Annotated in this window: 12 protein-coding genes, 3 tRNA genes and 2 pseudogenes; 13 read left to right on the top strand and 4 right to left on the bottom strand. The window is 71.5% G+C overall.

The annotated features are described in order from the left end of the window. Positions 1-20: 20 nt before the first annotated feature. The 4 genes and pseudogenes from ACH4DX_RS13750 to ACH4DX_RS13735 form a co-directional block, all read left to right on the top strand. Positions 21-1826 carry an NADH-quinone oxidoreductase subunit M gene (locus ACH4DX_RS13750; protein WP_398155151.1) on the top strand — a complete coding sequence of 602 codons (1806 nt, stop codon included), beginning with the start codon at positions 21-23 and terminating at the stop codon, positions 1824-1826. Continuing rightward, positions 1826-3391, top strand: coding sequence for an NADH-quinone oxidoreductase subunit N (locus ACH4DX_RS13745; RefSeq protein WP_398155150.1), 1566 nt, complete (start codon positions 1826-1828; stop codon positions 3389-3391). The genes ACH4DX_RS13750 and ACH4DX_RS13745 overlap by 1 nt, the downstream gene beginning before the upstream one ends. Positions 3392-3607: 216 nt before the next feature. Further along, a complete protein-coding gene (gene htpX, locus ACH4DX_RS13740) occupies positions 3608-4471 on the top strand; it encodes a zinc metalloprotease HtpX (protein WP_398155149.1) in 864 nt (287 codons plus the stop codon). Further along, positions 4468-4848: pseudogene (locus ACH4DX_RS13735) on the top strand (YccF domain-containing protein); the annotation flags it as partial. The gene htpX and the pseudogene ACH4DX_RS13735, both read left to right, overlap by 4 nt. A 298-nt stretch (positions 4849-5146) precedes the next feature. On the opposite strand, the gene ACH4DX_RS13730 reads toward ACH4DX_RS13735, so the two are convergent. Together ACH4DX_RS13730 and ACH4DX_RS13725 are read right to left on the bottom strand one after the other, a co-directional pair. Continuing rightward, the gene (locus tag ACH4DX_RS13730; protein ID WP_398155148.1) at positions 5147-6445 is read right to left on the bottom strand and encodes an APC family permease; all 1299 of its coding nucleotides are present in this window, start codon (positions 6443-6445) and stop codon (positions 5147-5149) included. Between the two features lie 182 nt (positions 6446-6627). Next, positions 6628-7116, bottom strand: a complete 489-nt coding sequence (locus tag ACH4DX_RS13725; RefSeq protein WP_398122138.1) for a YajQ family cyclic di-GMP-binding protein — start codon at positions 7114-7116, stop codon at positions 6628-6630. Positions 7117-7312: 196 nt separating this feature from the next. On the opposite strand from ACH4DX_RS13725, the gene ACH4DX_RS13720 reads away from it, so the two are divergent. The 3 genes from ACH4DX_RS13720 (at position 7313) to ACH4DX_RS13710 (ending at position 8818) form a co-directional block, all read left to right on the top strand. After that, a tRNA-Tyr gene (locus ACH4DX_RS13720) sits at positions 7313-7394 on the top strand. A gap of 341 nt (positions 7395-7735) precedes the next feature. Continuing rightward, on the top strand, positions 7736-8509 hold the full coding sequence (locus ACH4DX_RS13715; RefSeq protein ID WP_398155147.1) for a polysaccharide deacetylase family protein: 774 nt from the start codon (positions 7736-7738) through the stop codon (positions 8507-8509). A gap of 87 nt (positions 8510-8596) precedes the next feature. After that, entirely contained in the window at positions 8597-8818 is a 222-nt protein-coding gene (locus ACH4DX_RS13710; RefSeq protein ID WP_398122136.1) for a hypothetical protein, read from the top strand. Between the two features lie 34 nt (positions 8819-8852). Here ACH4DX_RS13710 and ACH4DX_RS13705 read toward each other — a convergent pair whose 3' ends face one another. Beyond that, on the bottom strand, positions 8853-9509 hold the full coding sequence (locus ACH4DX_RS13705) for an SDR family oxidoreductase (RefSeq protein ID WP_398122135.1): 657 nt from the start codon (positions 9507-9509) through the stop codon (positions 8853-8855). A 148-nt stretch (positions 9510-9657) separates the two neighbouring features. Next, positions 9658-10902, bottom strand: coding sequence for an amidohydrolase family protein (locus ACH4DX_RS13700; RefSeq protein ID WP_398155146.1), 1245 nt, complete (start codon positions 10900-10902; stop codon positions 9658-9660). A gap of 222 nt (positions 10903-11124) precedes the next feature. Here ACH4DX_RS13700 and ACH4DX_RS13695 point away from each other — a divergent pair. The 6 genes and pseudogenes from ACH4DX_RS13695 to ACH4DX_RS13670 all read left to right on the top strand — a co-directional run bounded on the left by ACH4DX_RS13695 (position 11125) and on the right by ACH4DX_RS13670 (position 13413). Next, positions 11125-11197, top strand: a tRNA-Thr gene (locus ACH4DX_RS13695). A 49-nt stretch (positions 11198-11246) separates the two neighbouring features. Next, positions 11247-11319: transfer RNA gene (locus ACH4DX_RS13690), tRNA-Met, on the top strand. Positions 11320-11407: 88 nt separating this feature from the next. Beyond that, the gene (rpmG, locus tag ACH4DX_RS13685; RefSeq protein ID WP_003956487.1) at positions 11408-11572 is read left to right on the top strand and encodes a 50S ribosomal protein L33; all 165 of its coding nucleotides are present in this window, start codon (positions 11408-11410) and stop codon (positions 11570-11572) included. A 124-nt stretch (positions 11573-11696) separates the two neighbouring features. Next, a pseudogene (locus ACH4DX_RS13680) lies at positions 11697-12137 on the top strand (MaoC family dehydratase N-terminal domain-containing protein); the annotation flags it as partial. 109 nt (positions 12138-12246) lie between these two features. Further along, on the top strand, positions 12247-12675 hold the full coding sequence (locus ACH4DX_RS13675) for a MaoC family dehydratase (RefSeq protein WP_398155145.1): 429 nt from the start codon (positions 12247-12249) through the stop codon (positions 12673-12675). A gap of 159 nt (positions 12676-12834) precedes the next feature. Further along, positions 12835-13413: a TetR/AcrR family transcriptional regulator gene (locus tag ACH4DX_RS13670; RefSeq protein WP_398155144.1), complete on the top strand. Its 579-nt coding sequence runs from the start codon at positions 12835-12837 to the stop codon at positions 13411-13413. Positions 13414-13519 lie beyond the last annotated feature (106 nt).

Raw genomic sequence — 13519 nt, 5'->3', positions numbered from 1 at the left:
TCGGTATCAGTGAGTCAGTGATGCAGTTCCTTCTCGCGTTGGTCGTCGTCGGCCCGCTCCTCGGCGCCGTGGCCGCTCTCCTCCCGGCTCCGCCCGGGCTGAAGGGGAAGTCCCCCGACCAGGCCGTGCTCCGCCACGGTGTGACCGTGACCGGCGCCGTCCTCGTCGCCGTGATCGTCCTCGCGCTCGGCTTCGACCACGACCATCCGTCGAAGATGCAGGCCACGACCGACATCAGCTGGATCCCCGCACTCGACGTGCGCATCCACCTCGGCATCGACGGCATCTCCCTCCCCCTGCTGGTCCTGACCGCGCTGCTGACCTTCCTCTGCGCGCTGTACTCCTACTTCAAGATGCCGCAGGGTCCTTCCCCCAAGGCATTCGTCGCGCTGATCCTCGTCCTCGAGTCCGGCACCCTCGCGACCTTCGCCGTCCTCGATCTGCTGCTTTTCTTCCTGGCGTTCGAGATGGTGCTCATCCCGATGTACTTCCTCATCGCCCGCTGGGGCGGCGCCGAACGCACGCAGGCGGCTTGGAAGTTCATCCTCTACACCCTCCTCGGCTCCGTCGTGATGCTGCTCGGCCTGCTCCTCATCGGGCTGCGGGCCGACACATTCGACATGGTGGCACTCACCACTGACAACGGCCCTCGGCTGAGCACGTCCGTGCAGGTCATCGCCGTTCTGGCGATCGGGATCGGGCTCGCGGTGAAGACCCCGATGTGGCCGCTGCACAGCTGGCTGCCCGACGCCCACACCGCCGCCCCGACCGTCGGCTCCGTCCTGCTTGCCGGGGTCCTGCTGAAGATGGGTACGTACGGGTTCGTCCGGATCCTGCTGCCGATCGCGCCGGACGGCATGGAGACCTTCGCGCCCTACCTCGCCGCGTTGGCCGTCGTCGGGATCATCTACGGATCACTGGCCTGCCTCGCCCTCGCCAGGCCCGGCGCCAAGGGCGACCTCAAGCGCCTCATCGCGTACTCGTCCGTGGGCCACATGGGCTTCGTACTGCTCGGCATCGCCACGATGAGCCCGACCGGCGTGAACGGCGCGCTGTTCGCCAACATCGCCCACGGCCTCATCACCGGCCTGCTGTTCTTCCTGGTCGGCGCGCTCAAGGACCGTACGGGCACCAGCGACCTCGACACCCTCGCGGGGGGCTCGGGCGCCGCCCTCTACGGCAGGGCTCCGCGCCTCGGCGGCCTGCTCGCCTTCGGCGCCGTCGCCTCGCTCGGCCTGCCGGGGCTCGCCGGGTTCTGGGGCGAGATGCTCGCGCTGTTCGGCGCGTTCAAGCCCGCGAGCGACCTCAGCCGCCCCGCGTTCCTCACGTTCATGGCGATCGCCGCCTTCGGCACCCTGCTGACGGCCGCGTACATGCTCATCGTCGTACGCCGCGTCTGCATGGGCCCCGCGCCTGGGAGCGCGGGGGTGGCATCCGGGACCGCGAGTTCCGCGACCGGGGGCGCGAGTTCGGTGCCCGCAGGCGCGAGTTCCGCGACCGGGACCGCGAGTTCGGCGCCCGCAAGCACTGGAGCGGCACCCGGAGGCGTGGGAGCGGCACCCGCAGGCACGGGAGCGGCACCCGCAGGCACGGGAGCGGCACCCGGAGGCGCGGGAGCGGCACCGGTAGGCACTGAAGCGGCGCCCGGAAGCGTGGGAACGACGCCCGCAGCCGAGCGCGCGCCCGGCCTCGCCGACGTCCACGGGTACGAGTTCGCCGCCTGGACCCCGCTCGTCGCCCTCACCGTCCTCGCCGGCCTCTGGCCCGCGGCCCTCCTCGGCCTCACCGACCCGGCCGTCCAGCAGCTCCTCGCAGGAGGCAAGTAGTGACCGCCGCAAGCACCGCGAGCGCGAGCGAGAGCACCGCGAGCGTCATTCAGTCCGTCGACTGGGTCGCGGTCGCGCCGCCGACGATCGTGGCGGTCCTCGGCCTCGCCGTGCTCGTGGCCGACCTGTTCCTGCACGAGCGCAACAAGCACCTGCTCGGCTGGTTCTCGCTGGCGGGCCTCGCCGCGGCGGGCCTCTCCCTGCTGCCGCTGACCGGCGCGGACCGCGCGGCCCGTTCGACGTTCTGCCTCAGCGGGCCGCGCGACACGGCGTGCAGCTACACCGTCGATGAGTTCACGCTCGTCATCCAGCTCCTGGTCATCGGCGGCGCACTGCTGACCGCCCTGCTGTCGATGACCACCCTCAAGGACGCGCGGAGCGCCGAGAAGGGACTCCCCGAAGGGGAGTACTGGTTCCTGCTGCTCTCCTCGGCGGCGGGCGCCGCCCTGCTGCCCGCCTCCCGCGACCTGACCACCCTCGTCGTCGCCCTGGAGGTCGCCTCCCTGCCCGCCTTCGCGCTCGTCGGCCTCAAACACGGCGACAAGCGCTCCTCCGAGGCGGCCCTGAAGTTCTTCCTCTCCTCGGTCACGGCGACAGCCGTCACCCTCCTCGGCGTCAGCTTCGTGTACGCCGCGACCGGCACCATGCACCTCACCGAACTCGGTGAGAAGCTCGGGAACGTCGACGGACAGCTGGACACCCTCGCCCGGACGGGAGTGGTCCTCACCCTCGTCGGCTTCGCCTTCAAGGTGGCCGCCGTCCCGTTCCACTTCTGGGTACCCGACACCTACGTAGGCGCGCCCCTGCCCGTAGCCGCGTACCTCTCGGTCGTCGGCAAGGCGGTGGGCTTCACCGGCCTGATCCTCGTCACCGTCGTCGCCTTCCCCGAGTACGCGGACGTCTGGGGCCCCGCACTCGCCGCACTCGCCGCCCTCACGATGACGGCAGGCAACGTCGCCGCCCTGCGCCAGCGGTCCACGCGCGCGTACAGCGCGGTCCGGCTGCTCGCCTGGTCCTCCGTCGGACAGGCGGGCTACCTCCTGGTGCCGATCGCGGCGGCCGGGTACGCCGAGCGCCGCACCGACGTCCTGGAGAGCACCGGCGCCACCGTCGCGTACGCCCTGATGTACGCCGCCGTGAACCTCGGAGCGTTCGCCGTGGCCGCCCTGGTGGGCCGCACGCAGGCGCTGAACCGCGTCAGCGACTACCGCGGCCTGTACGCGAGGAGCCCGCTGTCGGCCCTGGTCCTCGCCTTCTTCCTGCTGTGCCTCGCCGGTCTTCCGCCGGGCGTCATCGGCCTCTTCGCGAAGGTCACCGTCTTCTCGGCGGCGGTCGACGCGGGCCTCGGCTGGCTCGCCGTCGTCATGGCGGTGAACGTGGTGATCGCCCTCTACTACTACCTCCAGTGGACGGCGCTCCTCTTCCGCGCCCCCGAGGGCGAACCCGTACGGCACCGGATCCCGGTCCCGATCACCGCGGCGATCGCCGTGACGGCCGTGCTCGGCGTCGCCCTCTCCGGAGCACCGCAGCTGGTGCTCCAGTTCGCGGAGCAGGGCGTGCGCTGACCCCGCGCGCCGCGGCACCGGCCCACACGGAGCACGGCTTGTCGACACGCCGCACGGCGTACGGCGTGGCCGTCACCCGGGTGGCCCACACCGCTCCTGGGAGCACAAGGGAACTAGCACCCCCCGCCTGGCGTTGACCAGTGAGGGAGGGTCCACTGAACAGTGGAAGCACCAGCAAGCAGAGGGTTCCCCCGCGCACCACCAGGAGGGCGTACCGTGCACCGCCGGACCAACGGGTTGAAGACCGCCGTACTCCTCGGGGGACTGTCGGCACTCATCCTCGTCATCGGCAGCTTCTTCGGGCGTACGGGCCTGCTCGTCGCGCTCGTCGTAGCCCTGGGCACCAACGCGTACGCGTACTGGAACAGCGACAAGCTGGCCCTGCGCGCGATGCGGGCCCGCCCGGTGAGCGAGTTCGAGGCCCCCGAGCTCTACCGCATGGTGCGCGAGCTCTCCACCCAGGCCCGCCAGCCCATGCCCCGCCTCTACATCTCGCCGACCGAGGCCCCGAACGCCTTCGCGACCGGCCGCAACCCGCGCAACGCCGCGGTCTGCTGCACCGACGGCATCCTGCGCCTGCTCACCCCGCGCGAACTGCGCGGAGTCATCGGCCACGAGCTGAGCCACGTCTACAACCGGGACATCCTGATCTCGTCGGTCGCCGGCGCGCTCGCCTCCGTCATCATGTTTCTGGTCAACTTCGCCTGGCTGATTCCGGTCGGCCGCTCGAACGACAACGAGGGCCCCGGCATCTTCGGCATGCTGCTGATCATGCTGCTCGGCCCGCTCGCCGCCTCCATCATCCAGCTCGCCATCAGCCGTTCCAGGGAGTACGAGGCCGACGCCTCCGGAGCACAGCTCACCGGAGACCCACTGGCCCTCGCCAGCGCCCTGCGCAAACTCGACGCCGGGACCAAGCAGTTGCCGCTGCCCCCCGAGCCACGCCTGGAGACGGCGAGCCACATGATGATTGCGAATCCCTTCCGGCCGGGTCAGGGTATGGCGAAGATGTTCTCAACCCACCCGCCGATGGCGGAGCGCATCGCCCGGCTCGAGCAGATGGCAGGTCGCCAGCAGTGAAGACAGTTCTGAACATCATCTGGCTCATCCTCAGCGGCCTCTGGATGTGCCTCTTCTACCTGTTCGCCGGGGTGCTGCTCTGCGTCACGATCATCGGCATCCCGTTCGGCCTCGCCGCCTTCCGCATTGGTCTGTTCGCGCTGTGGCCCTTCGGCCGGATGGCGGTCGAGCGCCGTGACGCGGGCGCCGCGTCGCTGATCGGCAACGTCCTGTGGGTGATCCTCGCGGGCTGGTGGCTGGCCCTCGCCCATGTCTTCACCGGCCTGTTGCTGTGCCTCACGATCATCGGCATCCCGCTGGGCCTCGCCAACTTCAAGATGATCCCCATCTCGCTGCTGCCGCTCGGCCGCGAGATCGTGCCCACGGACCAGCCGTTCACGGCGGGCCCGCTCGGCCCTCCCGCCACCGCACCGGGCGGCCCGGCACCCGCGCCCGGCGGCCCGGCTCCGCACGGCGGCCAGCACCCGCCGCAGGGGCCCGCGGGGGACGGGCGGGGCTGGTAGTCCCGCACGCGCACGCCGCAGGGGCAGTGCTTCCGGCTGCGCAAGGGCGCCGCCCCGAAGCCGCGCCTTCAGGCCGGGGGATCGGCGCCCCGAAGCCGCGCCTTCAGGCCGGGGGACCGGCGCCCCGAAGCCCCGGCTCCAGGCCGGAGGACGGCGCCCCGCGACCCCGCTTTCAGGCCGGAGGGCGCCGCCCCGCAACCCCTTTCCGCACCCCGTACGCCGCGACCCCCACCGCCAGCACCGCCGCTCCCGCCACCACCGAGGCCCCCGGCAGGGCGAACGCCAGCGTCACGCAGCCGACGAGGCCCACGACCGGGCCCACGCGCGCGAGGGGCGCGGAACTGAGCGTCCACGCCGCAGCGTTGGCGACGGCGTAGTACACGAGGACGCCGAAGGACGAGAAGCCGATGGCGCCCCGCACATCCACCGTCGCCACGAGCACCGCGACCACCGCGCCCACCGCGAGCTCCGCCCGGTACGGCACGCGGAACCGCGGGTGCACGGCGGCGAGCGCGCCCGGCAGATGACGGTCCCGCGCCATCGCGAGCGTCGTACGCGACACCCCCAGGATCAGCGCGAGCAGCGAGCCGAGCGCCGCCACGGCCGCGCCCACCCGCACCACGGGCACGAGGCCCGGCGCCCCGGCCGCCCGCACCGCGTCCGCCAACGGAGCCGACGCCTCCGCCAGGCCGTCCGCGCCGAGCACCGAGAGCGCAGCCACCGCCACCGCCGCGTACACGCACAGGACGATGCCGAGCGCCAGCGGCACCGCCCGCGGAATGGTGCGCGCCGGGTCCCGTACCTCCTCGCCGAGCGTCGCCACGCGCGCGTACCCGGCGAAAGCGAAGAAGAGCAGCCCCGCGGCCTGGAGGACGCCACCGATGCCGCCGTCCGGAAGGCCCACATCGAAGAGCCCGCCGTCGGCCCCGGACGTCCCCGAACCGTCGGCGCCCAGACAGACCCCGACGACCCCCGCAAGAACCACGAGCACCACCGCCACGATGCCCCGCGTCAGCCAGAGGGACTTCCGCACGCCCACGTAGTTCACGGCGGTGAGTCCCAGGACGGCGGCCACGGCGACGGCGTGCGCGTGCTCCGGCCACGCGTACGTGCCCACGGTCAGCGCCATGGCCGCGCACGAGGCCGTCTTGCCCACGACGAACGCCCACCCGGCCAGGTAGCCCCAGAACTCCCCGAGCCGCTCACGCCCGTACACATACGTCCCGCCGGACGCCGGGAAGCGCGCCGCGAGGCGGGCCGACGCCAGGGCGTTGCAGTACGCGACGACGGCCGCGACACCGAGCCCGAGCAGCAGCCCCGGACCGGCCGCTTCCGCGGCGGGCCCGAGCACGGCGAAGACCCCGGCGCCGACCATCGCGCCGAGCCCGATCACCACCGCGTCGAAGACCCCCAGGGTCCGCCGCAACCCGACCGCCCCAGGGACGCCCCCGGACACCTCCCGCTGTGTCATGCGCCGCACCCTACTGACGCCGGGGAACCGCCCGCGCCCCGCCCGACGTCCCTCAGGGGAACAACACACGCTGCGGCCAGCAGCAAGGGCGGGCACCCGACGGGGGGTGCCCGCCCTCCGCGACGGTCCGCACGCGTACGTGCCGTTGCCTGCGCAGGCCCGGCCGGCGGCCTACCGAACGCCTACCGGTAGTTCACGAACTGTAGGGCGAAGTCGAAGTCCTGCCCCTTGAGGAGGGCCTGCACGGCCTGGAGGTCGTCACGGCTCTTCGAGCTGACGCGCAGCTCCTCGCCCTGGACCTGCGCCTTGACGCCCTTGGGCCCCTCGTCGCGGATGATCTTCGCGACCTTCTTCGCGTTCTCCTGGGAGATGCCCTCCTCGATGGACGCGAAGATCTTGTACTCCTTGCCCGACAGCTGCGGCTCGCCCGCGTCCAGCGCCTTCAGCGAGATGCCCCGCTTGATCAGCTTGGACTGGAAGACGTCGAGGATCGCGCCGACCCGGTCCTCCGAGTTCGCCTCCATCAAGATCTTCTCGCCCGACCAGGAGATCGAGGCGCCGACGTTCTTGAAGTCGTAGCGCTGCGAGATCTCCTTGGCCGTCTGGTTGAGGGCGTTGTCGACCTCCTGCCGCTCGACCTTCGAGACGATGTCGAAACTGGAGTCGGCCATGTCCTGTGGCTCCTTGTATCGGTGTCTGCGTACTCAGCGGGTACACGGCCTTCAGTCGCCGACCGCATCCGCAAAGCCTAGCCACTGCCCCCGTGCGGGGTGCGGGTCAATCGGGTGGCGAAGCACCCCCGGGCATCAGGTATCGTTTACGTCGTTGCCACGGAGCGCCGCGCGAGCGGAGTGGGGCAGCAAACCCGGCGGTGTGCCCGAGCGGCCAAAGGGAGCAGACTGTAAATCTGCCGGCTCAGCCTTCCCAGGTTCGAATCCTGGCGCCGCCACGCTGAGAAAGACCCCCTCCGACCTGTGAGTAAGCAGGCGCGGAGGGGGTCTTTGCGTGCCCTGAGGCGATCTCTCGATGGAATCGAAAACGGGTGATCTGACTCACTCCGTGACGCCCGGACCCCGGAGCGGTTCCGGAGCAGTTCCGGTGCAGTTTCCTCGGCTCGGGAACGAGCCAAACAGCACGGTTTCGGCCGCCGCCCGCCCGGTGTTGTCCGTGAACGCTCCCGGATGTGTCCGTGATCTGTAACGGGCGGATCCCCCGGCCCGTGTGCCCCGTCCTGCCGGGTGGCCGTGACGCGGCCGGGGACGGGCGAGGGACAGCATGAGAGGGGCGGACATGGCACGGCACGGTGGCGGGCGGGGCTGGTACGGCAAGGTGATCGGGGCGGCGCTCGGGGTGATGATGCTCGCCACCGGTGCCTCCGTGTGGACCGCGCAGGCCGGTGACGTGGACGAACCCTCGCCGGAGGCCACCGCGCCGGCCGGGCCGGGCAACGACACCGAGCCGGTCTCTGCGACCATCGCGCACGCCTCGGAGAACGGCAAGCGGGGCGTCAACATCACCATCGACGACGGCCCCGACCCCAAGTGGACCCCCCACATGCTCGACCTGCTGCGGCAGTACGACGTGAAGGCCACCTTCTGCATGGTGGGGACGCAGGCCGAGGCCCACCCGGACATCGTGAAGAAGGTGGTCGCGGCCGGGCACCGGCTGTGCGACCACTCCGTGTCGCACAACACCGCCATGGACAAGGACTCCCAGGCCTACCAGTCCCGGCAGATACTCGACGCCGAACGCATGATCACGAAGGCGTCCGGGGGCGTCAGGCCGATGTACTACCGGGCACCCGGCGGAGCCTTCACCCCGTACAGCCGCAACCTCGCCGCTTCCCGCGGCATGCGCCCGCTCGGCTGGAACGTCGACACCAAGGACTTCGAACGGCCGGGTACGGAAGCCATCGTCGCCACCGTCGAGCGGGAACTGCCCAACGGACCGACCCTTCTCTTCCACGACGCGGGCGGAGACCGCACCCAGACCGTCGAGGCCCTGCGCCGGATCCTCCCGCGGCTCAAGCAGCAGGGGTACTCCTTCGGCTTCCCGGTGCGCTGAGCGCGGGCCCCGCCTCGGGACGGGAGACACCGGGCCGATCACGAGCCCTTCGCGGCTGCGCGCGGAGCGTGTGGGCACACTGTGCTCATGTCGTCCAGTTCAGCGCGTCGCAGGCACTGCCCCATGTGCCGTCGTGAAATCGCGGTCGTGGGCGGGCGGTTCGCCCGGCACGATCCGCCCGGGCCCCGCGGCGCGGGCGACCTCGTCTCGTGCCCGGGGTCCCGCCAGCACGCCCAGCTCGACGGCGTCCAGCCCACGCTCGCCGGGTACGTGGTGCCGGAGTTCCCGGGGCAATTGCCGCTGTTCTGAGCGCCGTCCGGCGCCCGCCACGCCGCGGGCGGCCTCAGTTCCCGGCCACCGACTTCACCGCCACCGACACCGGTGTCGACCCGCTGACCAGCTCCAGGGTCAGGCCCGCCGTCGCCGGGGTCTCGACGAGCTCGGCGAGCACCGCCGCCACGTCGTCGCGCGGGACCGGGCCGCGGCCGGTCGAGGCCTCCAGGCGCACGAGGCCCGTGCCCGCGTCGTCCGTCAGCATGCCGGGCCGCAGGATCGTCCAGTCCAGGGCGGCCCGGCCGCGTACGTACGCGTCGGCCTCGCCCTTGGCCCGCAGATAGGCGTCGAAGACCTCGTCGCCGGGGTGGTCCGGGTTCGAGCCCATCGACGACACCACGACGTACCTGCGGACCCCGGCCCGCTCAGCGGCGTCCGCGAACAGGACGGCCGCGTCCCGGTCCACGGTGTTCTTGCGGCCGACCCCGCTACCGGGTCCAGCCCCCGCCGCGAACACGACCGCGTCGGCTCCCTCCAGGTGCCGGGCCACCTCGTCCACGGACGCCGACTCGAGGTCGCACAGCACCGGTTCGGCGCCCGCGTCCCGCAGATCGGCCTCGTGCGCGGAGTTGCGGATGATCCCGGCGGCTTCGTCACCGCGCGCGGCGAGCAGACGCTCGAGCCGCAGCGCGATCTGACCATGACCTCCAGCGATGACAATGCGCATGCTCCCGACCGTACGGCAGCCCGCGCGGGATCGCGGCAGGGACGCCCCGTACCGGGCCACATGCAGCAAGCATCGGCCGCTGGGAGGGCACCCAGCCCCGGGCGGAGGACGCAACCCCAGGCGCCCCCGAGGGGCGCCGCCCACCCCCTCAAGCCCCCCTCCCGGGCTGCCGCCCCAGCGCCCCCTGCCGCGGCAGTTCGAGAGCCACCGCCGCCGCGGAGTCGCAGTACTCCCGTACCGCGCTCGTCCGTGCCACCACGCGCCCCCGGTGTACGACGATGCGGCTGTACGCCAGGGAGAGGGCACCGGCGAGTGTGTCGCCGCGCACCGCGAGGAGTTCGGCGGGGAAGCCCGCCTCCACCCTGACCTCCGGCAGGTGGAGTGCCGCCCGCGCCGCCGTGCTGACCGCCGCGTACGCCTCCTCGGGGCGCAGCCCGTGACGGGACGCCAGCAGGAACGCCGCCTCCAGCGGATCCCCCCGGCCCACCGGGTTCGCCACGTCCCGCAGCGCCCCGCTGCCCGCCGCGAGGCGTACCCCCGCCCGGCGCAGAAGCTCCGCGGGCGCCGTCTCCCGGCCCTCCACGCACCCGCAGCCGCCCTGCGGCAGGCACACCACGGTCACGCCGGCCGCCGCGAGGCGCTCCGCCGTCCGCGCGGCCACGTCGGCCGGGAGCCGGCCGAGGCCGCCGCCCGGCCCGATCGCGACCCGCCGCAACCCGCCAGCCATCGCCGCGAGCCGCGCCAGACGGGCCGGATCCCCGCCGTCCGTATGCAGATCCACCGCGCAGCCGTGCTCCGCGGCCAGATCGAGCACCGTCTCCACGTACCCCGTCGGATCGGGGTCCAGGTCGGGACAACCGCCCACTACGGAGGAGCCCATCTGCACCGCGTCCCGCAGCATCGCGAGACCGTCCGCGCCCGCCGCCCCGGTCAGCAGCCGCGGCACCGCCACCACGGACAGGTCGACGAGCCCCCGCAGCGAACGCCGGGCCTGGAGGACCGCCTCCAGGGAGTCGAGCCCCTGCACGCCGCCGATCAGCACATGCGAGCGCAGCGCCGTCGCGCCGTGCCCGAGCTGCAACAGCGCGGCCTCGGTGACGCGCCGCTGCACGTCCGCGACGCCATACGGCACCGGGCCCTCGCAGAGCGCGGTCAGCGCGGTGTCGCTGTGCGCGTGCGGCTCCGCCGGGGCCGGCAGCAGGAGATGTCCTGCCAGGTCCACGCGCGCGCCCTGGGCGGTGAGGCTGCCCGCGGTGCCGACGGCCTCGATCCTGCCGCCACCGAGCCGCACGTCCACGGTCCTGCCGTCCGTCAGCCGCGCCCCGCAGAGCAGCAGCGAGTCCGCCTCCTGGGGGCCGGGCGACGAAGGCTGCTCCGGCCGGCTGTCAGGCATCGTGCTCCTGGGGCTCGGGGGCGGGGCAGGATCGAGCCTAGGGCGGCGGCAGGCCCGCTCCGCGGAGGAACGCAATAGTCGTACCGGTGTGGTGCGAGTGCCGGATGATCGCTGGTGAGACGCGTGAGGCGGCGCGAACCGGGCCCGTGTGTTCCCCAGGGAGGGCCCGGGCGAAACGGATTTGGGCGATCGGCGGGCAACCGTGTAATGTCTTCATCGCTCGCCCCAATAGCTCAGTCGGTAGAGCGTCTCCATGGTAAGGAGAAGGTCTGCGGTTCGATTCCGCATTGGGGCTCTGATGTGCCAGGTTCCTCGCCCTCGGGCGAGGAGCGGACGCGCATCGCAGCGGTGTAGCTCAGTCGGTAGAGCAAGCGGCTCATAATCGCTGTGTCACCGGTTCAAGTCCGGTCACCGCTACCCTCAGTAGCCGATTGTGGGGTCGGTCCTCCGATCGGCTACTCTTTTATGCGTTCATCCGTCCACCCGTCCGTCAAGGAGCACTCACGTGGCTGCCACAGACGTCCGCCCGAAGATCACGCTGGCCTGCGTGGAGTGCAAGGAGCGGAACTACATCACCAAGAAGAACCGGCGTAACAACCCGGACCGTCTTGAGATGAAGAAGCACTGCCCGCGCTGCAACTCGCACACCGCGCACCGCGAAACGCGATAAAAGGCTCGTACTCGAGGCCGTCCCCGTTCACTCGGGGGCGGCCTCGTGTCGTTTCTCCACGCTGTCCATCCTGTCCATCCTGCCTGTCCATCCTGTCCACACAGCTGCCAGGAGGTGCTGATCCATGGCGCTCGACCAGTCCTTCGTGGGGCGGTCCTACCCGCCCACCGACCCCTATGAGGTCGGCCGCGAGAAGATCCGCGAGTTCGCGGTCGCGGTGGGGGACGACAATCCCGCGTACACCGACCCGCAGGCCGCCAAGGCCCTCGGTCACCCCGATGTGGTCGCCCCGCCGACCTTCGTGTTCTCGATCACCTACCGGGCCGCGGGTCTCGTCATCTCCGACCCCCAGCTCGGCCTCGACTACAGCCGGGTCGTGCACGGCGACCAGAAGTTCGCCTACACGCGTCCCGTGCACGCGGGCGACCGGCTCACGGTGACGTCCACCATCGAGAACATCAAGTCCATGGCGGGCAACGACATCCTGGACATCCGCGGCGAGGTCCACGACGCCGCGGGCGAGCACGTCGTGACCGCCTGGACCAAGCTCGTCGCCCGCGCGGCAGGCAGCAAGGCCGCGGCGGACGCCACGGCCAAGACGTCGGACGCCACGGCCAAGACGGCCGACGCCACGGCCAAGACGTCCGACACCGCGGCAGAGGGGGCCTGAGACGATGGCGGCGAAGATCGCATACGACGACATCGAGGTCGGCACCGAACTGCCGGCCCGGTCCTTCCCCGTGACGCGGGCGACGCTGGTGCAGTACGCGGGCGCGTCCGGCGACTTCAACCCGATCCACTGGAACGAGAAGTTCGCCCTCGAAGTCGGCCTGCCCGACGTCATCGCGCACGGCATGTTCACCATGGCCGAGGCGATCCGCGTGGTCACGGACTGGACGGGTGACCCCGGCGCCGTCGTCGAGTACGGGGTGCGCTTCACCAGGCCGGTCGTCGTCCCGAACGACGACAAGGGCGCGACGATCGAGGTCAGCGCCAAGGTCACGGCGAAACTCGACGACAAGCAGGTCCGCGTCGACCTTCTCGCGAAGAGTGACGACCAGAAGGTGCTCGGCATGTCCCGGGCGATCGTCCGCCTGGCCTGACCGGTGGAAGCCCCCGGTGGGCCGGTGGAAGCCGGGCCGGTGAAAGCCGGGCCGGTGGGAGCAACCGGGTGGACAGACCCGAAGTAAGGGGCGTCAGCCATGGCGGACGCCCTTTACTCGGCCTTGACCTGGTTAGTGACTGAGTACTAACTTAGCCGTATGGTCAGGATGAGCGCAGAGGAGAGGCGTGAGAGCGTCATCCGCGCGGCGATGAGCGAGTTCGCCCGCGGTGGGTACTACGGGACGTCGACCGAGGCGATCGCCAAGCGCGTCGGAGTCTCGCAGCCGTATCTCTTCCGGCTCTTCCCCAGCAAGAAAGCGATCTTCCTGGCGGCGTCGGCGCGCTGCCTGGAGGACACCCGGAAGGTCTTCGAGAGGGCGAGCGAAGGGCTGGCGGGCGAAGAGGCCCTGCAAGCCATGGCCACCGCGTACTCGCAGCTCATCGCGGACGATCCCGACAAGCTCCAGATGCAGCTCCAGACGTACGTCGCCGTGGCGGCCGCCGAGGCCGCCGGGGACCACGAGTTCGGCGAGATGGTGCGCGCCGGGTGGCTGGAGATCTGGGAGGCCGCGCATCTGCCGCTCGGGGCCGACGTGCGGGAGACGACGACCTTCATGGCGTTCGGAATGCTGATCAACGTCCTGGCGGCCATGGGCTACCCCGCCGAGCACCGGGTCTGGGAGGGGCTGTATCTGCCCGACCGGCCTGCGGGGGAGTCCGGGCCGACGCGCGAGTGAGTGCGGTGCCGTCCGCGAGTGCGGTGCCGGATGCAAGGGTGTTGCCGTCCGTATAGGCGGTGCCGCCCGGAAAGAGTGTTGCCGCCCGCAAGGGTGGCGCGCCGCT

The sequence above is a fragment of the Streptomyces sp. NPDC017940 genome, from assembly GCF_044328435.1.
Taxonomy (GTDB): Bacteria; Actinomycetota; Actinomycetes; order Streptomycetales; family Streptomycetaceae; genus Streptomyces.
This window is presented reverse-complemented; position numbering and strand designations above follow the sequence as displayed.